Origin of the sequence: Streptomyces sp. NPDC057280 (assembly GCF_042668605.1) — a bacterium.
In the GTDB taxonomy this organism is placed as follows: Bacteria; Actinomycetota; Actinomycetes; order Streptomycetales; family Streptomycetaceae; genus Streptomyces.
Map to the genome: position 1 here is coordinate 615,160 of NZ_JBHUYR010000002.1, position 22,291 is coordinate 637,450.

General features: G+C 71.8%; 21 protein-coding genes. 15 read left to right on the plus strand and 6 right to left on the minus strand.

Going from position 1 to position 22,291, the window contains the following annotated elements; all coding sequences use genetic code 11:
* Positions 1-5: 5 nt before the first annotated feature.
* The 4 genes from ACFUO4_RS13325 to ACFUO4_RS13340 are packed head-to-tail and all read left to right on the plus strand — an operon-like array spanning position 6 to position 5,525.
* Positions 6-3,203: a S41 family peptidase gene (locus tag ACFUO4_RS13325; RefSeq protein ID WP_383483535.1), complete on the plus strand. Its 3,198-nt coding sequence runs from the start codon at positions 6-8 to the stop codon at positions 3,201-3,203.
* A gap of 46 nt (positions 3,204-3,249) precedes the next feature.
* The gene (locus ACFUO4_RS13330; RefSeq protein ID WP_079313077.1) at positions 3,250-3,603 is read left to right on the plus strand and encodes a histidine triad nucleotide-binding protein; all 354 of its coding nucleotides are present in this window, start codon (positions 3,250-3,252) and stop codon (positions 3,601-3,603) included.
* Between the two features lie 6 nt (positions 3,604-3,609).
* Complete coding sequence (locus ACFUO4_RS13335; RefSeq protein WP_383483539.1) at positions 3,610-4,515, plus strand: ribonuclease Z; 906 nt, start codon at positions 3,610-3,612, stop codon at positions 4,513-4,515.
* A 20-nt stretch (positions 4,516-4,535) separates the two neighbouring features.
* On the plus strand, positions 4,536-5,525 hold the full coding sequence (locus ACFUO4_RS13340; protein ID WP_383483541.1) for an adenosine deaminase: 990 nt from the start codon (positions 4,536-4,538) through the stop codon (positions 5,523-5,525).
* An 89-nt stretch (positions 5,526-5,614) separates the two neighbouring features.
* Here the strand turns inward: ACFUO4_RS13340 and ACFUO4_RS13345 are convergent, their stop codons facing one another.
* Both ACFUO4_RS13345 and ACFUO4_RS13350 read right to left on the minus strand, forming a co-directional pair.
* A complete protein-coding gene (locus tag ACFUO4_RS13345) occupies positions 5,615-6,805 on the minus strand; it encodes an MFS transporter (RefSeq protein ID WP_383483544.1) in 1,191 nt (396 codons plus the stop codon).
* Positions 6,806-7,002: 197 nt separating this feature from the next.
* Positions 7,003-7,788 carry an IclR family transcriptional regulator gene (locus tag ACFUO4_RS13350; RefSeq protein ID WP_383483547.1) on the minus strand — a complete coding sequence of 262 codons (786 nt, stop codon included), beginning with the start codon at positions 7,786-7,788 and terminating at the stop codon, positions 7,003-7,005.
* A 95-nt stretch (positions 7,789-7,883) separates the two neighbouring features.
* Between ACFUO4_RS13350 and ACFUO4_RS13355 the strand changes: the two genes are divergently transcribed.
* Positions 7,884-9,191, plus strand: a complete 1,308-nt coding sequence (locus ACFUO4_RS13355; protein ID WP_383483550.1) for a glucarate dehydratase family protein — start codon at positions 7,884-7,886, stop codon at positions 9,189-9,191.
* A 95-nt stretch (positions 9,192-9,286) separates the two neighbouring features.
* Complete coding sequence (locus ACFUO4_RS13360) at positions 9,287-10,429, plus strand: carbohydrate kinase family protein (RefSeq protein WP_079308273.1); 1,143 nt, start codon at positions 9,287-9,289, stop codon at positions 10,427-10,429.
* 7 nt (positions 10,430-10,436) lie between these two features.
* On the opposite strand, the gene ACFUO4_RS13365 is transcribed toward ACFUO4_RS13360, so the two are convergent.
* Complete coding sequence (locus tag ACFUO4_RS13365) at positions 10,437-11,150, minus strand: FAD binding domain-containing protein (protein WP_383483553.1); 714 nt, start codon at positions 11,148-11,150, stop codon at positions 10,437-10,439.
* A 258-nt stretch (positions 11,151-11,408) separates the two neighbouring features.
* Between ACFUO4_RS13365 and ACFUO4_RS13370 the strand changes: the two genes are divergently transcribed.
* Genes ACFUO4_RS13370 through ACFUO4_RS13385 form a run of 4 tightly spaced genes read left to right on the plus strand, consistent with a single transcriptional unit; the run spans position 11,409 to position 14,641 of the window.
* Positions 11,409-12,488 (plus strand): PhoH family protein, encoded by a 1,080-nt coding sequence (locus ACFUO4_RS13370; RefSeq protein ID WP_059191700.1) that lies wholly within the window; start codon positions 11,409-11,411, stop codon positions 12,486-12,488.
* Between the two features lie 13 nt (positions 12,489-12,501).
* Positions 12,502-12,999 carry an rRNA maturation RNase YbeY gene (gene ybeY / locus ACFUO4_RS13375; protein ID WP_079308275.1) on the plus strand — a complete coding sequence of 166 codons (498 nt, stop codon included), beginning with the start codon at positions 12,502-12,504 and terminating at the stop codon, positions 12,997-12,999.
* Entirely contained in the window at positions 12,996-14,285 is a 1,290-nt protein-coding gene (locus ACFUO4_RS13380; protein WP_383483558.1) for a hemolysin family protein, read from the plus strand. The genes ybeY and ACFUO4_RS13380 overlap by 4 nt, the downstream gene beginning before the upstream one ends.
* A complete protein-coding gene (locus ACFUO4_RS13385; protein WP_383483561.1) occupies positions 14,282-14,641 on the plus strand; it encodes an MmcQ/YjbR family DNA-binding protein in 360 nt (119 codons plus the stop codon). The genes ACFUO4_RS13380 and ACFUO4_RS13385 overlap by 4 nt, the downstream gene beginning before the upstream one ends.
* Here ACFUO4_RS13385 and ACFUO4_RS13390 read toward each other — a convergent pair.
* The gene (locus tag ACFUO4_RS13390) at positions 14,603-16,057 is read right to left on the minus strand and encodes an MFS transporter (protein WP_383483564.1); all 1,455 of its coding nucleotides are present in this window, start codon (positions 16,055-16,057) and stop codon (positions 14,603-14,605) included. The genes ACFUO4_RS13385 and ACFUO4_RS13390 overlap by 39 nt on opposite strands.
* 148 nt (positions 16,058-16,205) lie before the next feature.
* Here ACFUO4_RS13390 and ACFUO4_RS13395 point away from each other — a divergent pair, with 148 nt between their 5' ends.
* From ACFUO4_RS13395 to ACFUO4_RS13415, 5 genes are all read left to right on the plus strand, one after another.
* On the plus strand, positions 16,206-17,063 hold the full coding sequence (locus ACFUO4_RS13395) for a helix-turn-helix transcriptional regulator (protein WP_079308278.1): 858 nt from the start codon (positions 16,206-16,208) through the stop codon (positions 17,061-17,063).
* Positions 17,044-17,394, plus strand: coding sequence for a cytidine deaminase (locus ACFUO4_RS13400; protein WP_079308279.1), 351 nt, complete (start codon positions 17,044-17,046; stop codon positions 17,392-17,394). The genes ACFUO4_RS13395 and ACFUO4_RS13400 overlap by 20 nt, the downstream gene beginning before the upstream one ends.
* Positions 17,395-17,599: 205 nt before the next feature.
* Entirely contained in the window at positions 17,600-18,076 is a 477-nt protein-coding gene (locus ACFUO4_RS13405; protein WP_383483569.1) for a hypothetical protein, read from the plus strand.
* A gap of 152 nt (positions 18,077-18,228) precedes the next feature.
* A complete protein-coding gene (locus ACFUO4_RS13410; RefSeq protein WP_383483572.1) occupies positions 18,229-19,539 on the plus strand; it encodes a beta-xylosidase in 1,311 nt (436 codons plus the stop codon).
* A 56-nt stretch (positions 19,540-19,595) separates the two neighbouring features.
* Complete coding sequence (locus tag ACFUO4_RS13415; protein WP_079308282.1) at positions 19,596-20,609, plus strand: WxL protein peptidoglycan domain-containing protein; 1,014 nt, start codon at positions 19,596-19,598, stop codon at positions 20,607-20,609.
* On the opposite strand, the gene ACFUO4_RS13420 is transcribed toward ACFUO4_RS13415, so the two are convergent.
* Together ACFUO4_RS13420 and ACFUO4_RS13425 are read right to left on the minus strand one after the other, a co-directional pair.
* A complete protein-coding gene (locus ACFUO4_RS13420; RefSeq protein WP_059191692.1) occupies positions 20,503-20,841 on the minus strand; it encodes a P-II family nitrogen regulator in 339 nt (112 codons plus the stop codon). The genes ACFUO4_RS13415 and ACFUO4_RS13420 overlap by 107 nt on opposite strands.
* The gene (locus ACFUO4_RS13425) at positions 20,838-22,148 is read right to left on the minus strand and encodes an ammonium transporter (RefSeq protein WP_079308346.1); all 1,311 of its coding nucleotides are present in this window, start codon (positions 22,146-22,148) and stop codon (positions 20,838-20,840) included. The genes ACFUO4_RS13420 and ACFUO4_RS13425 overlap by 4 nt, the downstream gene beginning before the upstream one ends.
* Between the last annotated feature and the right edge of the window lie 143 nt (positions 22,149-22,291).

Genomic DNA, 22,291 nt, shown 5'->3' on the forward strand with positions numbered 1-22,291 from the left:
ATCGGGTGACCCAGCCCGCGACGCCCGCCTATCTCCGATACCCGCACCTGCACGGCGATCTGGTCGCCTTCACCGCCGAGGACGACGTCTGGATCGCGCCCCTCGACGGCGGCCGCGCCTGGCGGGTCAGCAGTGACAACGTACCGGTCTCCACACCCCGCATCTCACCCGACGGCACCACCGTCGCCTGGACCTCGACGCGCGACGGGGCGCCCGAGGTGCACATCGCCCCGGTCGACGGCGGGCCCGCCGAACGGCTGACGCACTGGGGGAGTTGGCGTACCCAGGTGCGCGGCTGGACGCCCGACGGGCAGGTCCTCGCCCTCACCACCCACGGCCAGGCCAGCCTGCGCCGCTCCTGGGCGCACACCGTCCCGCTGGACGGCGGACCGTCCACCGTCCTGCCGTACGGGCCGGTCGGCGCCGTCGCCCAAGGGCCGGCCACCGTCCTGCTGTCGGCGCCCATGGGGCGGGAGGCGGCCTGGTGGAAGCGGTACCGGGGCGGGACCGCGGGGAAGTTGTGGATCGATCGAGCGGGGGACCGGGAGTTCGTACGGCTGCATGAAGAACTCGACGGGAACATCGAGTTCCCGGTGTGGGCGGGGGAGCGGATCGCCTTCCTCTCCGACCACGAAGGGGTCGGGGCTGTCTACTCGTCCCTCGCGGACGGGGCCGATCTGCGCCGGCACACCCCGGTCGACGGCTTCTACGCCCGGCACGCCGCCGGGGACGGCCACCGGGTCGTCTACGCCTGTGCCGGTGAGCTGTGGGTCCTCGACGACCTGGACGGGGCGGAGCCGCGCCGGCTCGACATCCGGCTGGGCGGCTCCCGCGCCGACCTCCAGCCGTACACCCTGAACGCCTCCCGCTGGGTCGAGTCCGCCTTCCCCGACCACACCGCGCGCGGCAGCGCCGTCTGTGTGCGCGGAGCCGTGCACTGGGTCACCCACCGCTCCGGACCGGCCCGCGCGCTCGCCGCCGAGCCCGGGGTGCGGTCCCGGCTGCCGCGGGCCTTCCGCGCCGACGGGGAGGAGTGGGTGGTGTGGGTGACGGACGCCGACGGCGACGACGCCCTGGAGTTCGCGCCCGCCACCGGCCTCGCCCCCGGCGCCACCCCGCGCCGGCTCGCGGCGGGGCAGCTCGGCCGGGTCCTCGACCTGGCCATGGCACCGGACGGCAGCCGGGCCGCCGTCGCCGCGCACGACGGACGCGTCCTCCTCGTCGAACGCGAGACGGGCGAGGTCCGCGAGCTCGACCGCAGCGAGGACGGCGACGCCTCCGGGCTGGTCTTCTCCCCCGACTCGGCCTGGCTCGCCTGGTCCCACCCCGGCCCGCGCCCGCTCAGCCAGCTCCGTCTCGCCAACACCACTGACCTGTCGGTCACCGAGGCGACCCCGCTGCGCTTCCAGGACTACGCCCCCGCCTTCACCCTCGACGGCAAGCACCTGGCGTTCCTCTCCACCCGCTCCTTCGACCCGGTCTACGACGAGTACGTCTTCGACCTGGCCTTCGTAGAGGGCGCCCGCCCGCACCTCATCACCCTCGCCGCCACCACCCCGTCCCCCTTCGGACCGCAGCGGCACGGCCGCCCCTTCGACGCGCCCGACAAGGACGAGACCCCGGACAGCGAGGGCGCCCCGGCCACCCGGATCGACCTCGAAGGCCTCGCCGACCGGATCGTGCCGTTCCCGGTGGAGGCCGCCCGCTACTCCGACCTGCGGGCCGCGAAGGACGGCGTGCTGTGGCTCCGGCACCCGGTGCGCGGAGTGCTGGGCGCCTCCCGGGCCACGCCCGACGCGCCCGACCCCAAGACCGAACTGGAGCGCTTCGACCTCGTCCAGCAGCGCGTCGAGCATCTGGCCGCCGACGCCGAGGACTTCACCGTCAGCGGCGACGGCAAGCGGGTCCTGCTGAGGACCGACGGCCGGCTGAAGGTCGTACCGAGCGACCGCCGCGCCGCGAACGACGACGACAGCGACACCAACATCACCGTCGACCTCACCCGGATCCGGCAGACCATCGACCCGGCGGCCGAGTGGCGGCAGATGTACGACGAGACCGGCCGCATCATGCGCGACCACTTCTGGCGCCCCGACCTCGGCGGCACCGACTGGGACGGTGTCCTCGACCGCTACCGTCCCGTCCTCGACCGCGTCGCCACCCACGACGACCTCGTCGACCTCCTCTGGGAGGTCCAGGGCGAGCTGGGCACCTCGCACGCCTACGTCGTCCCGCGCGGCGGCTACGGCAGCGGCGCCCGGCAGGGCCTCCTCGGCGCCGACATCTCCCGCCACCCGGACGGCAGTTGGCGCATCGACCGCATCCTGCCCTCGGAGACCTCCGACCCCGACGCCCGTTCCCCGCTCGCCGCGCCCGGCGTCGCGGTCCGCGCCGGGGACGCGATCGTGGCGATCGCGGGCCGTCCGGTCGACCCGGTGACGGGCCCGGCACCGCTGCTCGTCGGTACGGCGGGCAAGGCGATCGAACTGACCATCTCCCCGTCGGGCGGCGGCGAGGCACGGCACGCGGTCGTCGTCCCGGTCGCCAACGAGGAGCCGCTGCGCTATCACGCCTGGGTCACCGACCGCCGCGCCTACGTCCACGAACGCTCCGGCGGCCGTCTCGGCTACCTCCACGTCCCCGACATGCAGGCCCCCGGCTGGGCCCAGATCCACCGCGACCTGCGTGTCGAGGTGGCCCGCGAGGGGCTCGTCGTCGACGTCCGCGAGAACCGCGGCGGCCACACCTCCCAGCTGGTGGTGGAGAAGCTGGCCCGCAGGATCGTCGGCTGGGCCAGCCCGCGCGGCATGCGCCCCTACAGCTACCCGCAGGACGCCCCGCGCGGCCCGGTCGTCGCCGTCGCCAACGAGTTCTCCGGTTCGGACGGCGACATCGTCAACGCGGCCGTCAAGGCCCTCGGCATCGGCCCCGTCGTCGGCACCCGCACCTGGGGCGGTGTCGTCGGCATCGACAGCCGCTACCACCTCGTCGACGACACGCTCGTCACCCAGCCCAAGTACGCCTTCTGGCTGGAGGGTTACGGGTGGGGCGTGGAGAACCACGGCGTGGACCCGGACGTCGAGGTCGTCCAGCGCCCGCAGGACCACGGGGCGGGCAGGGACGTCCAACTGGACGAGGCCATAAGGATCGCGCTGGAGGCGCTGGAGACGAATCCGGCGAAGGAGCCTCCGTCGCTTCCCTGACCTGCTCGATACGATGCCCCCGAGACCGTAGGCCGAAAGGGAGACCATGCCAGGGGAGCCGCAGGCCGACTGCCTGTTCTGCAAGATCGTCGAGGGCCAGATCCCGGCCACGATCGTCCGCGAGTCGGACACCACCGTCGCCTTCCGGGACATCAACCCCCAGGCGCCGACGCATGTCCTGGTCATCCCCAAGGCGCACTACGAGAACGCCGCCGCCCTCGCCGTCGCGGAGCCGGCCATCGCCGCCGACGTGCTGCGCGAGGCGCAGACCGTCGCCGACGAGGAGAAGCTGGAGAGCTACCGCATCGTCTTCAACACGGGCGCCGGCGCGGGACAGACCGTCTGGCACGCGCACGCGCACGTCCTCGGCGGCCGCGGCCTCGAATGGCCCCCCGGGTAAGTCACCGTGTCCGTACGTGAATTGGTGGTCCTCGGCACCGCCAGCCAGGTCCCCACCCGGCACCGCAACCACAACGGCTACCTCCTGCGCTGGGACGGCGAGGGCATCCTCTTCGACCCGGGCGAGGGCACCCAGCGCCAGATGCTGCGCGCCGGGGTCGCCGCGCACGACCTCAACCGGATCTGCGTCACGCACTTCCACGGCGACCACTCCCTCGGGCTCGCGGGCGTCATCCAGCGCATCAACCTCGACCGCGTCCCGCACGAGATCACCGCCCACTACCCGAAGTCCGGCCAGCGCTTCTTCGACCGGCTGCGGTACGCGACGGCGTACCGGGAGACGGTCGCGCTCACCCAGGCGCCGGTGAGCGAGGACGGGGCGCTGGGCGGGTCCGCCTCCTACACGCTGGAGGCCCGCAAGCTCTCCCACCCCGTCGAGTCGTACGGCTACCGCCTCGTCGAACCCGACGGCCGCCGCATGCTGCCCGACCGCCTCGCCGCGCACGGCATCAAGGGGCCGGACGTGGGCCGTATCCAGCGCGAGGGCACGGTCGGGGACGTGACCCTGGCGGACGTCAGCGAGGTCCGCCGCGGGCAGCGGTTCGCGTTCGTCATGGACACCCGCCTGTGCGACGGCGTGTACGCGCTCGCCGACGGCTGCGACATGCTCGTCATCGAGTCCACGTTCCTCGACGAGGACACCCACCTCGCGGTCGAACACGGCCACCTCACCGCCGGGCAGGCCGCGACCGTCGCCCGGGACGCCGGCGTACGGCATCTCGTCCTCACCCACTTCAGCCAGCGCTACACCGAGCCCGACGAGTTCGAACGGCAGGCGCGGGCGGCCGGGTTCGAGGGGGAGCTGACGGTGGCGCACGACCTGCTGCGGGTGCCGGTTCCGAAACGGCGGTAAAGCGGCCGTACGATGCTTTGATGCCCCTCCCCAAAGCTGAACTGCACCTGCACATCGAAGGCACGCTGGAGCCCGAGCTGGCGTTTGAGCTGGCCGCGCGCAACGGCGTCCCGCTGCCGTACGCGGACACCGAGGAGCTGCGCAAGGCGTACGACTTCGAGGACCTGCAGTCCTTCCTGAACCTGTACTACGAGCTCATGGCCGTGCTCCGCACCGAGCGGGACTTCGAGGACCTGGCGAACGCCTACCTCGCGCGCGCCGCCGCGCAGGGCGTGCGGCACGCGGAGATCTTCTTCGACCCGCAGGCGCACATCGCGCGCGGTGTGGGCATGGGCACGGTGGTGGAGGGGCTGTGGCGGGCGCTCGGCGAGAGCGAGGCCCGGCACGGCGTCTCCACGCAGCTGATCATGTGCTTCCTGCGGGACGAGTCCGCGGAGAGCGCCCTGGAGACCCTGGAGGCCGCGAAGCCGTACCTCGACCGGATCGTCGGCGTCGGGCTCGACTCCGCCGAGGTCGGGCATCCGCCGGCGAAGTTCCGCGAGGTGTACGAGGCGGCCGCCGCGCTCGGGCTGCGACGGGTCGCCCATGCGGGCGAGGAGGGGCCGCCGGAGTACATCACCGAGGCACTGGACGTGCTCGGGGTGGAGCGGATCGACCACGGGCTGCGGTGCATGGAGGATCCGGCGCTGGTGGAGCGGCTCGTGCGGGACAGGGTTCCGCTGACCCTGTGCCCGTTGTCCAATGTGCGGTTGCGGACCGTTGACGTGCTTGCGGATCACCCACTTCCGGCGATGTTGGACGCGGGGTTGCTGTGCACCGTGAACTCCGACGACCCCGCCTATTTCGGCGGGTACGCCGGGGACAACTTCGATGCGGTGCGCTCCGCGCTGGGGCTGGGGGAGGAGCGGTTGCGGGAGCTTGCCCGGAACTCGTTCACGGCGAGTTTCCTTGAGCATGATGAGGAGCGGAGGGCTCGGTATCTCGCTGAGGTGGAGGCGTATCGGTTCTGAGTTTCGGCTGCGGGCCGGTGGGGGCTTGTCGCGCCCACGCGGCGGAGCCGCAAATCGATACAGCCCCGCGCCCCTGAAAGCAAAAGCCTCTACGCAGCCGTTGCCTTGTCGTAGGACGGCGCCTCCACCGGGATCTCCACCACCGGCAGGGGGCGCCTTCCCTTGCCCATGGCCACCGCCGTCATCGGGGCGGCGATCAGAAGCAGGCCCGCCGCCAGTACCAGGCCCATCGTCCCGAACCCCGCCTGCGCTGACAGCAGGCTTCCCGCCAGCGGGCCCGCCGCCGTCCCCAGGGACGACGCCGAGCCGACCAGGACCGCCCAGCGGCCCCTGGGGTCCAGGGAGGCGGCCAGGCCGATGACGTACGACAGGACGATCGGGTAGAGCGTGTTCCATGCGATCTCGCCGGTCGCGAACGTCGGGAGGTCGGTCGCGGAGGCGCTCAGAGCGATGCAGGCGGCGATCAGGGCCGTGCCCGCGCCGATGGGGAGGGCCCTGCCGAGACGGGGGCCGAGCGCGCTCGCGCCCATGACGCCGAGCAGGCCGGCGCCGAGGGCGATCGCGAAGACCGCGCCGACGGTCGCCTCGGTGAGGTGGGCCTGGTCGAGGCCGATGCGGCCGCTGACGCCCCACAGGGCGTTCTGGGCGAGGGACCAGCACGGCAGGGTGAGAGCGAGGAGCAGTCCGGCGCGCAGGTGCGGGAGGGGGGTCTTCGGCTGCTGCCGGGTGCGGCGGGGGGCCGTGGCGGGGGAGAGGCGGGCGGTCAGGGGCCAGACCGCCGCCGCCGTGAGGGCGATCGCCGCCAGTGGCTGGCCGTGGCCCGGGCCGAGGTGCGGGACCGTCAGATAGACGGCGCCGGCGAGCGCGGAGACGCCGAGCAGGCCGAGCGTCGTGGTGCGGTGGGGGTCGGGCTGGGCGGCGATGCCGGTGGCGGCCACCGCCGTCGCCGTACCCGAACCGAAGCCGCCGATGAGCACGCCCGCGATGACGGCCCCCACGGTGTGGGTGAGCGCGGCGCCGCCGTAGCCGAGGACGGCGAGGACGAGGCCGGCGCGGGCGAGGAGACGGGGGCCGAACCGGTCGACGCGGGAGGCGAGCAGGAAGCCCGCCGAGGCCGAACTCAGCAGCAGCGCGCTGCCGACGGCGCCCGCCTGGGTGGCGGAGAGCGGAAGCCCCGAGTCGAGCCTGCCGACGGTGGTCGGGAGGAGGTACGGGGCGAGGTACCCGGCCGTGAAAAGGGAGACGAGGGGCCAGGGCAGGGTGGAGCGGGGGGCGGACACGGGCGTTCCCAGGGCATGCGAAAGAAGCGGCTCAGAAAAGGGGGTTGGGCGACGACCGTCGACGGACAGGAACGCGCGGGCAATTTGTATCAAGCACGCGGTTCGAGAAGAAGAGTGGGGGGTGTGATGTGGGGCACTTCGTGTTTGGGGTGGGGAAGGGCGGGTAGAAGTGGCGCCCGTGGCCGGTGGTCGGCGCCTTAACGCCAGTGGACCGTCGCGCCGCCCGCCGCCGGTACCGTCGCCTCGATCTTGCCCCTGATCTCCCGCATCACCGCCACGATCCGCCCCTCGTGCTCCGGCGTCAGCCGGGCCACCGGCACCGAGCAGCTGATGGCGTCCTGGGCGGGGGAGTCGTAGCGCAGGGCGAAGCCGAAGCCGACGATGCCGGGGACGCCTTCCTCGCGGTCGACCGAGTAGCCGCGGGCCCGGGTCTCGGCGAGGTCCGCCGTGAGGGCCTCGCGGGTCGTGCGGGTGCGGGACGTGAGCGCCTCGTACGGGCCCTCGGGCAGGTCCGCGTCGGGGTGTTCGGCGAGCAGGGCCTTGCCGAGGGCGCCCGCGTGGGCGGGGAGGCGGCGGCCGACGCGGCTGATCGTGCGCAGGTATTCGTGGGACTCGCGGGTCGCCAGATAGGCCACGTCCCGGCCGTCGAGCCGGCCCAGGTGGATGGTCTCGCCCAGCGCGTCGGACGCCTCGTCGAGATACGGCCGTACGACCCGGACGCGCGGGTCGGAGTCGAGGTAGCTGGTGCCGGTCAGCAGGGCGTGGATGCCGATGCCGTAGAGGGAGCCGGTGATGTCGGTGCGGACCCAGCCGCGCGAGATCAGGGTCTGCAGGAGGGCGTACATCGAGCTGCGGGGGACCTGGAGCTCGTCGGCCAGCTCCTGGAGGCGCGCCGGGCGGTCCCCGCGGGCCGCGAGCAGTTCCAGCAGCTCGACCGTCCGCGCCGCCGACTTCACCTCGCGGACGCCCGCTGTCTCTGACATGTGCCGATCGTAATCCGACGGGGAGGCGTCATTGACGGCTGTTGTCCGCGTATCTAGCCTCCATCTCTATGTGTGGATATCATCTACATAGGGAGATGGAGAGGGGTCGCTCTGTGCGTCTCACGATCGCCGACGTACGGCTGACGCCGATCCTCGTCGCCGACCCGCCGCTGCTCAACACGCAGGGCGTGCACCAGCCCTACACACCCCGGCTGATCGTCGAGGTGGAGACGGCCGACGGGGTGGTGGGGTTCGGCGAGACCTACGGCGACACCAAGTACCTGGAACTGGCGCGGCCGTTCGCGACCAAGCTGATCGGGCGTCAGGTGACCGACCTGAACGGCCTGTTCGCGGTCGCCGACGAGGTGGCCGTGGCCGAGACGCGGGTCTCCGGGCAGGTCGACGTGGGTGGGCTGCGCGGTGTGCAGACCGCCGACAAGCTGCGGCTGTCCGTGGTCTCCGGGTTCGAGGTCGCCTGCCTCGACGCGCTCGGCAAGGCGCTGGGGCTGCCCGTGCACGCGCTGCTCGGAGGCAAGGTGCGGGACGCCGTCGAGTACAGCGCCTACCTGTTCTACAAGTGGGCCGACCATCCGGCGGGCATCGCCGCCGAGAAGGACGACTGGGGGGCCGCCCTCGATCCGGCCGGGGTCGTGGCGCAGGCCCGGCTCTTCAAGGAGCGGTACGGGTTCACGTCGTTCAAGCTCAAGGGCGGGGTGTTCCCGCCGGACGAGGAGATCGCCGCGGTGCGGGCGCTCGCCGAGGCGTTTCCCGGACATCCGCTGCGGCTCGACCCCAACGGTGCCTGGTCCGTGGCCACTTCGCTGCGGGTGGCGGAAGAGCTCGGGGACGTTCTGGAGTATCTGGAGGATCCCGCGCTCGGTACGGACGCCATGGCGGAGGTGGCCGCCGGGACCGGGGTGCCGCTCGCCACGAACATGTGCGTGACGACGTTCGCGGAGATCGCGGAGGCGTTCGGGAAGGGGGCCGTGCAGGTGGTGCTGTCCGATCACCACTACTGGGGCGGCCTGCGGAACACACAGCAACTCGCCGCGATCTGCCGGACCTTCGGGGTGGGGGTGTCCATGCACTCCAACACCCATCTGGGGATCTCGCTGGCCGCGATGACGCACGTGGCGGCCACCGTGCCCGGCCTTCACCACGCGTGCGACTCGCACTACCCGTGGCAGACGGAGGACGTGCTGACCGAGCGGCTGGTGTTCGAGGACGGGAAGGTGGCCGTGTCCGACGCGCCGGGGCTGGGCGTCGAGGTCGACCGGGAGCGGCTGCGGGCGCTGCATCAGCGGTGGGCCGACGACGACGGGGGGCTGCGGGAGCGGGACGACGCGGCCGCCATGCGGGTCGCGGAACCGGGGTGGGTGACGCCGGGGGTGCCGCGCTGGTAGGGCGGGGCCGAAGGGTACGGGCCGGTGTTGACACCCCTGTTGTCAGTGGTGTGGTGCAGACTGGCTGAATCCGTACCACTCGCAGGGAGCGCCCCGTGATCGCGTCCAGCGCATCCGTCGGAAAGGGACCGTCGCACCTCGGAGCGGCCGAGCCGGGTCAGGCCCAGGTCGACCCGCTCGCCGCGCTGCGCACCCCCGACGACCCCCCTTGGGACGTCTATCTCACCGGCACCGTCTTCCTCGACATCATCTTCACCGGCCTCGACTCCGCACCCGTGCGCGGGACCGAGTCCTGGGCGCGCGGGATGGGGTCGAGCCCCGGCGGTGTCGCCAACATGGCCACCGCGCTCGCCCGGCTGGGGCTCAGGACGTCCCTCGCCGCCGCCTTCGGCTCCGACCACTACGGCGAGTACTGCTGGGACGCCCTGGCCCAGGGCGAGGGGATCGACCTCTCGCCGTCGCGCACGGTCGCGGGCTGGCACTCGCCCGTCACCGTCTCCATGGCGTACGAGGGCGAGCGGACGATGGTCTCCCACGGCCACGAACCGCCCCCGGAGGAGCCCGCGCCCGACTGCCCGCCCCGCGCGCGTGCCGCCGTCGCCTCCCTCGTGCCGGGCAAGCGCGCCCCCTGGATCGCGCAGGCCGCGAGCAAGGGCACCCGTGTCTTCGCCGACGTCGGCTGGGACGACACCGGCGCCTGGGACCTGGCGGGCCTCGCCGACCTCGAACACTGCGAGGCCTTCCTGCCCAACGCCGAGGAGGCCATGCGGTACACCCGCACCTCCTGCCCGCGCGAGGCGGCCCACGCCCTCCTCGACCATGTGCCGCTCGCCGTGGTCACCCTCGGCGCGGAGGGCGCCTACGCGGTAGACCGGCGCACCGGGGAGTCCGCCGAGGTGCCCGCCATCGCCGTGGAGGCCCTCGACCCCACCGGCGCCGGTGACGTCTTCGTCGCCGGGTTCGTCACCGGCACGCTGGCGGGCTGGCCCCTCGCCGACCGGCTCGCCTTCGCCGGGCTGACGGCCGCGCTCTCCGTCCAGGAGTTCGGCGGCTCCCTGTCGGCACCGGGCTGGTCGGAGATCGGCGCCTGGTGGCGCAAGGTCCAGTCACTGCCGGGCCAGGACCCCGCGGCCCTGCGGCGGTACGGCTTCCTGGCGGAACTCGTACCGACGGAACAGGCCCGCCCGTGGCCGCTGAGACGAGCGGTACCGACGATCGGGTTCCGGCGGTCGGCGTAAGAGGATCTCAGGCCGAGGCGCGGCCCAGAACATCCGTGACCTGGGTGCGTACCGCCTCCCGTGCCGCTCGGGGCAGGGTGCCGAGCGAGGTGCTGGACAGGGTGTCGAGGGCTCGGTCGGGGTCCCGGTCGTAGGGGATCGCCGCGGTCAGCACGTCGTAGCCGTCCCGTACCGCCACCCGCAGCAGCGGCCTGGACTCGCCGGCGGGTGTCACGGCCGCCGCGATCACCAGCGGGGGCTCGCCGGTCTCCGGGAGCTTGCGGTGGGTGCTGGCCAGCGGAGTGCGCCAGCGCAGGCTCAGCAGGAGGGGGCGCTTCGCCGTGAGTTCGGTGAGGTCGGTCTCGAAGGTGCCCTCCGTGTCCAGGGCCGTGGCGCGGGCGTCCAGCACCAGGGCGGCGGGCAGGAGACAGCGCAGGGTGCTGCCGACGATGTTGCCGCCGACCGTCGCGGTACGGCGTACCGCCCCGGTGCCCACCCGCGAGGCCGCCTGGTGCAGCACCTCCGGCACCCGCTCGTCGACCCGGTGGAGCAGCACCGCCGCCCCCAGCTCCCCGACGCCGAGCACATTGGCCTCCGGCACCTCGCGCAGACTCATCGCCTGCCGGGGGAAGCCGTCCCGCTGCCAGACGGCCCACTGGAGGGTGGCGCCGCCGACGGGTATCGCTCCCTCGGACAGGCACTGGCGTGCCTCGGACACGGACGTGGGCAGACGCAAGAGCACGGCCGACCTGCTTTCCCCGGACTGGCGCGACGAGAACCCGGTGCGCGCGTAGCGGTGTCGGCGCGCATTCTCCCCACGCGCGCGGGGGGCGTATGCAGGGCTCATGGCGGCACTGAGGGCGCCCGTACCCGCGGTCACCGCGGGCGGAAAAGCCCTTCGGCGTTGTCAGTCCCCCGGCGTACCCTGGAAATCGCCAGGCCGCCCATGTGGCGGGCGAGTCGTTTCGAGGAGGACGAGCAAGGCCTACAGAGCCGGCCCATGACTCAGACACCCACAGATCGCACCCCCGCGCAGGGACAGGCGAGAGCACAGTTCACCGTCCCCGCCCAGCACCCCATGGTGACCGTGCTGGGGTCCGGCGACTCCCTGCTGCGCGTGATCGAGAAGGCCTTCCCGGCGGCCGACATCCATGTCCGGGGCAATGAGATCAGCGCGGTCGGCGACGCCGCCGAAGTGGCCATCGTCCAGCGCCTGTTCGACGAGATGATGCTGGTGCTCCGCACCGGACAGCCGATGACGGAGGACGCAGTGGAACGCTCCATCGCGATGCTCAGAGCGAGCGAGAACGGCACCAACGACGGCCAGGAGACCCCGGCCGAGGTGCTCACCCAGAACATCCTCTCCTCGCGCGGCCGGACGATCCGCCCCAAGACCCTGAACCAGAAGCGGTACGTCGACGCGATCGACAAGCACACCATCGTCTTCGGCATCGGCCCCGCCGGTACCGGCAAGACCTATCTGGCCATGGCCAAGGCGGTGCAGGCCCTGCAGTCCAAGCAGGTCAACCGCATCATCCTGACCCGTCCCGCGGTGGAGGCCGGTGAGCGCCTCGGCTTCCTGCCGGGCACGCTCTACGAGAAGATCGACCCCTACCTCCGCCCGCTGTACGACGCGCTGCACGACATGCTCGACCCCGACTCCATCCCGCGCCTGATGGCCGCGGGCACGATCGAGGTCGCCCCGCTGGCATACATGCGCGGACGTACGCTCAACGACGCCTTCATCATCCTCGACGAGGCCCAGAACACCTCCCCCGAGCAGATGAAGATGTTCCTCACCCGCCTCGGCTTCGACTCGAAGATCGTGATCACGGGTGACGTGACCCAGGTCGACCTGCCCAACGGCACCAAGTCGGGTCTGCGTCAGGTCCAGGACATCCTCGAAGGCCTCGACGACGTCCATTTCTCCCGCCTGTCGTCGCAGGACGTCGTACGGCACAAGCTCGTCGGCCGTATCGTCGACGCGTACGAGAAGTACGACAGCACGCACGGCACCGAGAACGGCACGCACAAGGACACCAAGGGCGGCCGGGGCAGGGCCGGGCACAAGGGGAAGTAGACACCGCAGCACCATGTCGATCGACGTCAACAACGAGTCCGGAACCGAGGTCGACGAGCAGGCGATCCTCGACATCGCCCGCTACGCACTCGCGCGGATGCGCATCCACCCGCTCTCCGAGCTCTCGGTGATCGTCGTGGACGCCGACGCCATGGAGCAGCTGCACATCCAGTGGATGGACCTGCCCGGCCCGACCGATGTCATGTCCTTTCCGATGGACGAGCTGCGGCCGCCCGGCAAGGACGACGAGGAGCCCCCGCAGGGGCTGCTCGGCGACATCGTGCTCTGTCCCGAAGTGGCCAAGAAGCAGGGGGAGGACGCGCCCACGCAGCACTCCATGGACGAGGAGCTCCAGCTCCTGACCGTCCATGGCGTGCTGCACCTGCTCGGCTACGACCACGAGGAACCGGACGAGAAGGCCGAGATGTTCGGCCTCCAGGCCGCCATCGTCGATGGCTGGCGCGCGGAGAAGGGGCTGACCGGTCCGTCGCCGGCCCCGACCGTGTCATGAGCCTTCCCCTCGTCTCCGGCGCGATCGCCCTGGTCGTCGTCGCCTGGCTCGCCGCCTGCGCGGAGGCGGGCCTCGCACGCGTCTCCAGCTTCCGTGCCGAGGAGGCCGTCCGCGTCGGCCGGCGCGGCAGCGCCAAACTCGCGCAGGTCGCCGCCGACCCGACCCGCTATCTCAACGTGGCGCTGCTGGTCCGCGTCGCCTGCGAGATGGCCGCGGCGGCGATGGTCACGTACGCCTGCCTGAAGGAGTTCGCCGGCACCACCCAGGCCCTGCTCGTCGCGATCGGCGTCATGGTCCTGGTGTCGTACGTCGCCGTCGGCGTCTCCCCGCGCACCATCGGCCGCCAGCACCCGCTGAACACCGCGACGGCGGCGGCGTACGTCCTGCTGCCGCTCGCGCGGATCATGGGCCCGATCCCGAACCTGCTGATCCTCATCGGCAACGCGCTCACCCCCGGCAAGGGCTTCCGCCGCGGCCCCTTCGCCTCCGAGGCGGAGCTGCGCGCGCTCGTCGACCTCGCCGAGAAGGAGTCGCTGATCGAGGACGACGAGCGCCGCATGGTGCATTCCGTCTTCGAGCTCGGCGACACCCTCGTGCGCGAGGTGATGGTGCCGCGCACCGACCTCGTCGTCATCGAGCGCTACAAGACGATCCGTCAGGCCCTCACCCTCGCCCTGCGCTCCGGTTTCTCCCGCATACCGGTGACCGGGGAGAGCGAGGACGACATCGTCGGCATCGTGTATCTGAAGGACCTGGTCCGCAAGACGCACATCAGCCGGGACGCCGAGTCCGAGCTGGTCTCCACGGCCATGCGGCCCGCCGCGTTCGTGCCCGACACCAAGAACGCCGGCGACCTGCTGCGCGAGATGCAGCGCGACCGCAATCACGTCGCCGTCGTCATCGACGAGTACGGCGGCACCGCCGGCATCGTGACCATCGAGGACATCCTGGAAGAGATCGTCGGCGAGATCACCGACGAGTACGACCGCGAGCTGCCGCCGGTCAAGGAGCTGGGCGACGACCGCTACCGGGTCACCGCCCGCCTCGACATCACCGACCTGGGCGAGCTGTACGGCCTCGACGAGTACGACGACGAGGACGTGGAGACCGTCGGCGGACTCCTCGCGAAGGCGCTGGGGCGCGTGCCCATCGCCGGGGCCTCTGCCGTCGTGGACCTGCCCGACGAGCGGGCGCTGCGGCTGACCGCGGAGGCCGCGGCCGGCCGGCGGAACAAGATCGTGACCGTGCTGGTGGAGCCCGTAGAGGTGCCCAAGGAGGACGAGTGAACCCGCAGGAGCTGCGCACCTTCTGCCTCTCCTTCAACGCGGCCGTGGAGGACTTCCCCTTCTCGCCGGAGATCTCCGTCTTCAAGGTGCTGGGCAAGATGTTCGCCCTGTCCTGGCTGGACAACCGCCCCCTGACGGTCAACCTCAAGTGCGACCCGGAGGACGCGGTCCGGCTGCGCGCCGACCACCCCGGCCTGATCATCCCCGGCTACCACATGAACAAGCGGCACTGGAACACCGTGACGGTCGACGGCGAGCTCCCGGACCGGCTGGTCCGGGAGCTCGTGGAGGACTCGTACGACCTGGTCGTGGCCGGCCTACCGCGCGCCGACCGCCTCCGCCTCGACCGTCCCTGACCGCCGGGTCCGCAGGCCCACCGCGACCAGCGCGGCGGTGGCCAGGACGACCGCCGCGTCGATCGCGACGACCGTGCGGACGCCGGTCAGCAGGTCACCGGCGGTCGTCGCCAGCACGCCGAGCAGCGGGATGCCGACCGTGATGCCGACCTGCTGGGTCGAGGTGACCAGCCCGGTCGCCAGCCCCTGCTCCTCGTCCGGCACGCCCGAGGTGACGGTCAGGCCGTACGAGATGATCGCGCCGAGGTGGAACATGCTGGCCAGCGAGACGGCGGCGACGGCCAGCCAGACCGAGGCGTTGGACTCCCCGAGGCCCAGCAGCGCGGCGATCAGGACGCCCTGGCCGGTGAGCGAGACGACCAGCGTGCGGCGGGCGCCGCCGAGCCGGCCGATGACCCTCGGCGTGTAGACGCCCGCCACCACCGACAGCACGCCCTGCACTCCGAAGACGAGGCCGGTCTCGAACGCCGACAGGTGCAGGACCTCCTGGAGGTACAGGGTGAGCACGAAGACGATCGTCGACATCATCGAGAAGGTGACCAGACCGCCCAGGTTGCCCCACGCCACCGTGCGGCGGCGCAGCATCGGCAGCGACACCAGCGGGGCCGCGCTGCGGGACTCGACGACCGCGAAGGCGGTCAGGAGGGCGAGGCCCGCCACCAGGGTGATGACGACGTCCGTGCGTCCGAAGCCGTGGTCGGCGGCCGTCGACAGGGCGTAGATCAGCGAGAGCAGACCGCCGGTGACGGTGACCGCGCCGGGGATGTCCAGGCGGGGGCGGTCCGGGGTGCGGGACTCCGGCAGCAGGCCGGGCGCCAGCGGCAGGACGAGCAGCGCGAACAGGGTCAGCAGACCCATCGTGGAGCGCCAGCCGAAGGCGTCGGTGAGGACGCCGCCCGCCACCATGCCGACGGTGTAGCCGAGGGACAGCAGGGTGCCGGAGATGCCGAGCGCGCGGTCGCGGGCCGGGCCCTCGGGGAAGGTGGTGGTGAGCAGGGACATGCCGGTCGGCACGATGGCCGCCGCGCCCACCCCTTGCAGCGCGCGTCCGGCGAGGAACGACGCCGGGTCCCAGGCGAACGTCGCCAGGAGCGAGGCCGCGCCGAACAGGGCGAGGCCGGTCAGGAACAGCCTGCGGCGGCCGTACAGGTCGCCGATCCGGCCGAACAGCAGCAGGAAGCCGCCGGACGGCAGCGCGAACGCGGTGACCGCCCACTGGAGCGCGGACTGGCTCATGCCGAGGTCCGCCCCGAGGACGGGCAGGGCGACGTTCAGGACCGAGAAGTCCAGGGCGACCATGAACTGGGCCGCGCACAGGACGAAGAGGACGAGCTTGTCGCGGTGCGAGAGCCGTGGTGCGGGGACGGTGCCGGTCTCGGTGCCGGCGGTGGTTGTGGATGCGGTGTCGATCGCCATGGACACGAGCCTCGCGGCCGTGGAATAGCCGTGGGGAGACGGAAGTTGTCCTGGTGGTGGCACCACCAGGCAACGGCGGCGGTACGAGGGGGACGAGTTCGTGGTGGCGGAGGCTGTCCGGCGGCGGCAGGAGCTGCGGGAGTTTCTGATGAGCCGGCGGGCCCGGGTCTCGCCCGCCGAGGCCGGGTTGCCGGACGGCGGGGCGCGACGCCGGACGCCCGGGCTGCGGCGCGAGGAGGTCGCCGTGCTGGCCGGGGTGGGCGCCTCCTGGTACCAGTGGCTGGAGCAGGGGCGGGACATCTCGGTGTCGCCGCAGGTCGTGGACTCCGTTGCGCGCGTGCTGCGGCTCAGCGGCGCCGAGCGCCGTCATCTGTACGTCCTCGCCGGGCTCAACCCGCCGGTGCCCGAGGTGGAGCCGGGCCGGCGGGACATGTGCGACGGGCTGCGGCGGATGATCGACGCGTGGATGCCGTATCCGGCGCACATCATGGACCTCTACTACAACTGCGTGCTCTACAACGACGCCGCCGCGATGGTCCTCGGGATGCGGCCCGACATCACGCAGAACTGCCTCGTCGACTTCTTCACCGACCCGATGTACCGGTCCCGTTCGAGGAGCTGGGCCGAGAACGCGCGTACGGTCGTGGCCCAGTTCCGGGCGGCGTCGGCCGCGCGGCCCGACGACGAGGGGTTCCGGCAGGTGCTGGCGGACGTGTCGGCGGCGAGCGAGGAGTTCGTCGCGCTCTGGAAGGAGCGGGACATCGAGGACGCCGGGCAGATCCGCAAGGAGCTGGACCATCCGCTGGCCGGGCTGCTGCACGTCGAGGCGAGCGTGCTGAAGATGCCGGTACGGCCGGATCTGTCGATCGTGCTGCACACGCCGATGGACGAGGTGACGGCCGGGAAGCTGGAGTGGCTGGCGTCCCCGGAGGGGCGGCGGGGGGTCATGTATCCGGTGGCGGGACGAGGGTACGTATCCTCGGCTCATGACCGACAGCGCGCTTGATCCCGAGGACCGCAAGATCGTGACCCTGGCCCGTTCCGCGCGGGCACGCAACGGGGTCCCCGAGGGGGCGGCGGTACGGGACGACACCGGACGTACGTATGTCGCGGGGACGGTGGCTCTGGCCTCCCTCCAGCTGAGCGCGCTGCAGACGGCTGTCGCGATGGCGGTGGCCTCCGGGGCGAAGTCGCTGGAGGCGGCGGCGGTGGTGACGGAGGCGGATGCGGCGGCGGCGGCGGATCTCGCCGCGGTGCGGGATCTGGGGGGCGCGGGGACGCCGGTGCTGCTGGCGGGGCCGGACGGAGCGGTGCGCTCCACGGTGACCGTCGACTGACTTCCGGGTCGGCTGAATTTGAACCTTGTCGTCTTCAGTCTCTCGCGCATCAATGGAACCGATAGTTCCGACGGCCCGTCAGATTTTCCCCCGCCACCCCCCACGCGGCGCGTCCCGCACCACGCCCCGCCGACGGGCCGTTCGGGCATCTCCCGTCCATCCCCACATGGCACTTCCCCCGAACGGGGAAGGGAGAGGGAACCCGATGAGAGGCAAACGAACAGCGACCGGTGCGGCACTGGTGACCGGGGCGCTCGCGGTCGCCGGGCTGGTGTGCGCGCCCGCCGCCCTGGCCGTCACCCCCGGCAGCGCGACCATCAACGCCGACTGCGGCGGCTTCGGCAGTGGTGAAGCCGCCGTCACCGCCACCCAGGACGGTACCGCCGCGACCATGACGATCAACTCCTCGGCCATCACCGCACCGATCGCCCTGTCCGAGGACTCGATCACCTCGACCCTCACGCTGGTGAACGCCGCCGGCGGCACCACGTCCTTCACCGCCACCGAGAACCCGGCCATCGCCGCCGGCGATCCCGTGCAGGTCGGCCCGCTCCCGGGTGCCGTGGCCTCGGGTGACAGCCTCGAGGCCTACGGCGGCTCGCTCACGATGACGGTCTTCGGGATCACCATCACCTGCACGGCGACCGCACCGCAGTCGCCGGGTCCGTTCGTGTTCGACTGAGTACGAGCAAATGCCGGAGCTGCCGCAGTAACTGATGGTTCGTCAGATTACTGCGGCAGCTCCATTGACTTCTCACGCAATCCCCACATCAATGCCCCCTGTCGGCGCAGAAGAGCCGCTGCGCCCGCATCCCTCGGAGGGGGCAACCAACCATGAGAAACCGAAGACGCCGACTGGCGTCGCTGCTCGGGGCGGCCGCGCTCGCCGTCACCGCCGGCGGTGCGCTCGCCGGGCCGGCCGAAGCCGCGGGCAACGTCGACTTCGCCACCCACTGCATCCCGCCCGCCGTCGCCGGCATCCCGCCCATCGACGGCACCACGACCGCGCTCATCACGGTCGACAAGGCCGCTCCCAAGGTCGGCGACACCGTCACCGTGACCTACACCGTGGTCAAGCCCGCCGCCAGCAACCCCACCGCCATCAGCCTCCCGGCCGACATCATGACGCCGTCCGGCAAGGTCACCCTCGGCGGGGCGCAGACCGGGGACGTGACCGTCGTCGGGCCCAAGAAGAACGATCCGGTGGCCGGCAACGCGCCCTTCCCGTCGTTCAGCATGACCGGTACCTTCACCGTCACCACCGCCGGAGCCATCACGCTCTCGCCCGGCGACTACAACATCCACACCAGCTACATCCTGGAGCTGGACACCCCCTGCACCGTCATCAGCCCGCCCGCGCCCGTCTCCGAGACGATCACCGCGAGTCCGGCCACCCAGCCCAACACCCGTGCCATCACGCTCGGTTCGGCCTCCGGGAACCCCGGTGACAGCGTCACCGTCAACGGCAGCCACTTCACCCCGGGCGCCACCGTCACCCTCGCCGGACGCTCCGGTTCCAGCCAGACCGCGGACACCGCGACCGTGACGGCGGACACGGCCGGAGCCTTCAGCGGGTCCCTGGTGGTGAACGACAAGACCACCACCGGCGTCGTCGCCTACGAGGGCGCGAGCTGGAGCGACCAGTCCGGTGCCGGGCCCGCCGCCTACACCGTCATCGACAACACACCCGTCCCCGACAACGCCCAGAAGATCAGCACCACGGTGAAGGCGGGCACCCTGTCCATGACCCAGGCCGGGGACACCGTCTCCCTGGGCGCGGTCGACTACGGCAAGGGCGGCGCCTCGGGCGGCGACCTCAACACCGTGAGCGTCAAGGACTTCCGCGGCGGTGTCGCGGGCTGGTCCCTGACCGGCAAGGTCACCGACTTCACCGGTCCCGGCGCCAAGATCGATGCCGGGGCGCTCAGCTGGACCCCCGCCTGCACCACCAAGGCGGGCAGCCCCAGCACCTGCCAGGCCGGTTCGTCCGGCACCGTGGGCGCGGCCGGGGCGACCCTCGCATCCGCCCCCGACGGCACGGTCACCGGCGGTGAGTTCACCGTCGACGCCAAACTCTCCCTGAACGTACCGGCGTTCACGCCTCCGGGCACGTACTCCGGCGTTCTCACCCTCACGCTCAGCTGACCGTACGGGCGTCCGCACCCGCCCGTGTCACCTCGTACAAGTGGGGGTCCGCACCCATGCGCCGTATGTTCCACGCCCTGGTCCTGGGCCTTCTGTTCCTCCTCGTCACCCCCTGCGCGCACGCCGCCGACAACGGCAGCTGGTCCGTGTACCCGCTCGCCTCGAAGGTCGCCGCGCGTCCCTACTTCTATCTCTCCGCCGACCCGGGGCAGACCCTCACCGACAAGGTGGTCGTCGCCAACAAGACCGGGAAGCCGCTGACGTTCCGCCTGTACGCCGCCGACGCCTACAACACCGCCCGCGACGGCGGCTTCGCCGTGCGCACGGTGACGGAGAAGATGCGGGGCGTCGGGGTGTGGGCGCGGCCCGCGAGGACCCGGGTCACCGTTCCCGCGCACGGCAAGGTGACCGTGCCGTTCACGATGAAGGTGCCGGAGGGTGCCGAACCCGGTGACCACCCGGGAGCCATCGTGGCCCTCGACGAACGGATCGACCGGGGCGACGGCTCGGTCGCGCTCGGGGTGCAGCGGGCCGTGGCCGCCCGCGTCTATCTGCGGGTCGGCGGGCCGACCCTCCCCGCGATCTCCGTGGCGGACGTCCGGGTCAGCCACCACCAGCCGCTCGTGCCGGGACTGGGCGACAGCGCGGCGACGGTCTCGTACACCCTGCGCAACACCGGCAATGTCACCCTCGACCCGAAGGTGGAGCTGCGCGCGACGGGCCTGTTCGGCCGTACGCTGCTCGCCCGCGATCTGACGAAGGTCCCCTCCGAGCTGCTGCCCGGGCAGAGCGTCCGGCTGAGCGAGCCGTGGCGGGGCGCGCCCCAGCTGGAGTGGGGCGAGGTGACGCTCACGGCGAGCGCGAAGGACACCCGCGAGTCGGCGGGCGCCTCCTTCCTCGCGCTGCCGTGGCTGATGGCGGTGCTGCTGGCGGCGGCCGTGGCGGTGGGGGCAGTCCTGGTGATCAGAGCGCGTCGGGGCCGCGTTCGCCCGTCCGTACGCGTACGACCGTCTCGACCGGCAGTGCCCACACCTTCCCGTCCCCGATCTTCCCCGTCTGCGCGGCCTTGACGATCGCGTCGATGACCGCGTCGGAGTCGGCGTCCTCCACCACGACCTCGATCCGGACCTTCGGGACCAGGTCGACCTGGTACTCGGCGCCGCGGTACACCTCGGTGTGGCCGCGCTGGCGGCCGTAGCCGCTGGCCTCGCTCACGGTCAGACCGTGGATGCCCAGCTCCTGGAGGGCGGTCTTCACCTCGTCGAGGCGGTAGGGCTTGACGATGGCGGTGATGAGCTTCATGCCTGGCTCTTGACCTTCTGGGCGGAGGGGACGGAGGACGCGCTGACCGGGGCGCCGTGGCCCAGGACGCCGTGATCGTATGCGGTCTCGGCGTGCACCGTAAGGTCCAGGCCGGTGTGCTCCTGCTCCTCGCTCGCCCGGAAGCCGATCGCCTTGTCGAGCAGCTTGCCGATGCCGTACGTCACCAGGAAGGCGTACGCCCCCACGGCGACCACGGCCACCAGCTGCTTGCCGAGCTGGGCAAGGCCGCCGCCGTAGAGCAGACCCTCGGTGCCGCCCGTCATCTCCGCGACGGCGAAGACGCCGATGAGGAGGGTTCCGACGATGCCGCCGACCAGGTGGACGCCGACGACGTCGAGGGAGTCGTCGTAGTTGAGCTTGAACTTCCAGCTCACGGCGTAGGAGCAGAGCACGCCCGCGGCGAGGCCGACCACGAGGGCGCCGAGGAGGGAGACCGAGCCGCAGGACGGGGTGATCGCGACCAGACCCGCGACCGCGCCGGACGCGGCGCCCAGCGTGGTGGGGTGGCCGTCGCGCCTCTGTTCCACGAAGAGCCAGCCGAGCAGGCCCGTGCAGCCGGCGGCGAGGGTGTTGAGGAAGGCCGCGGCCGCCAGTCCATTGGCTCCCAGCGCCGAGCCCGCGTTGAAGCCGAACCAGCCGAACCAGAGGAGACCGGCGCCGAGCACGACCATGGGGAGGTTGTGCGGGCGCATGGCATCTTTCTTGAAGCCCAGACGGGGGCCGAGGACCAGTGCGAGGGCCAGGCCCGAGGCGCCGGAGGTGATCTCGACGGGCAGACCGCCCGCGAAGTCCAGTGCGCCGAGCTTGTCGAGGATCCAGCCACCCGGGCCCCAGACCCAGTGGGTGACGGGAACGTATACGAGCAGCGCCCAGACCGGCACGAACACCAGCCACGCACCGAACTTCGCGCGGTCCGCGATCGCGCCGCTGATCAGGGCCGCCGTGATGATCGCGAAGGTGAGCTGGAAGGTGGCGAAGAGGAGGGTGGGGACCGTGCCCTGGACGCTGTCGGGGCCGAGGCCCTTCATGCCGGCGTGGTCGAGGCCGCCGATGAGGCCCGAGAAGGTGTCGTCGCCGAAGGCGAGGGAGTAGCCGGCGGCCAGCCACACCACCGTCACCAGCGCGATCGAGACGAAGCTCATCATCAGCATGTTGAGGACGCTCTTCGTGCGGACCATGCCGCCGTAGAACAGGGCCAGACCCGGGGTCATCAGCAGGACGAGGGCGGTGGCGGCGAGCAGCCAGGCGGTGTCGCCGGTGTCGATGCCTTGCGCGGCTAGGGTCACGGTCGTCTCCAACGGTGTGGGGGCTCGTCAGAGGTTCACCGGCGTGCGTTTCCGCTTGCGTACGGGTGTGTTTCGCCGAGGTTTCATTGCGTGAGGGTTTCCGAAAGCTCACGTGTGGGGCGGTGATCGGTCTGTTGTGCGGC

Coding starts and splice junctions, on each gene's coding strand:
- ACFUO4_RS13330 (WP_079313077.1), top strand. CDS start 3,250: ATGCCAGGGGAGCCGCAGGCCGACTGCCTGTTCTGCAAGATCGTCGAG.
- ACFUO4_RS13340 (WP_383483541.1), top strand. CDS start 4,536: ATGCCCCTCCCCAAAGCTGAACTGCACCTGCACATCGAAGGCACGCTG.
- ACFUO4_RS13350 (WP_383483547.1), bottom strand. CDS start 7,788: ATGTCAGAGACAGCGGGCGTCCGCGAGGTGAAGTCGGCGGCGCGGACG.
- ACFUO4_RS13355 (WP_383483550.1), top strand. CDS start 7,884: ATGGAGAGGGGTCGCTCTGTGCGTCTCACGATCGCCGACGTACGGCTG.
- ACFUO4_RS13370 (WP_059191700.1), top strand. CDS start 11,409: ATGACTCAGACACCCACAGATCGCACCCCCGCGCAGGGACAGGCGAGA.
- ybeY (WP_079308275.1), top strand. CDS start 12,502: ATGTCGATCGACGTCAACAACGAGTCCGGAACCGAGGTCGACGAGCAG.
- ACFUO4_RS13380 (WP_383483558.1), top strand. CDS start 12,996: ATGAGCCTTCCCCTCGTCTCCGGCGCGATCGCCCTGGTCGTCGTCGCC.
- ACFUO4_RS13390 (WP_383483564.1), bottom strand. CDS start 16,057: ATGGCGATCGACACCGCATCCACAACCACCGCCGGCACCGAGACCGGC.
- ACFUO4_RS13395 (WP_079308278.1), top strand. CDS start 16,206: ATGAGCCGGCGGGCCCGGGTCTCGCCCGCCGAGGCCGGGTTGCCGGAC.
- ACFUO4_RS13400 (WP_079308279.1), top strand. CDS start 17,044: ATGACCGACAGCGCGCTTGATCCCGAGGACCGCAAGATCGTGACCCTG.
- ACFUO4_RS13405 (WP_383483569.1), top strand. CDS start 17,600: ATGAGAGGCAAACGAACAGCGACCGGTGCGGCACTGGTGACCGGGGCG.
- ACFUO4_RS13410 (WP_383483572.1), top strand. CDS start 18,229: ATGAGAAACCGAAGACGCCGACTGGCGTCGCTGCTCGGGGCGGCCGCG.
- ACFUO4_RS13415 (WP_079308282.1), top strand. CDS start 19,596: ATGCGCCGTATGTTCCACGCCCTGGTCCTGGGCCTTCTGTTCCTCCTC.
- ACFUO4_RS13420 (WP_059191692.1), bottom strand. CDS start 20,841: ATGAAGCTCATCACCGCCATCGTCAAGCCCTACCGCCTCGACGAGGTG.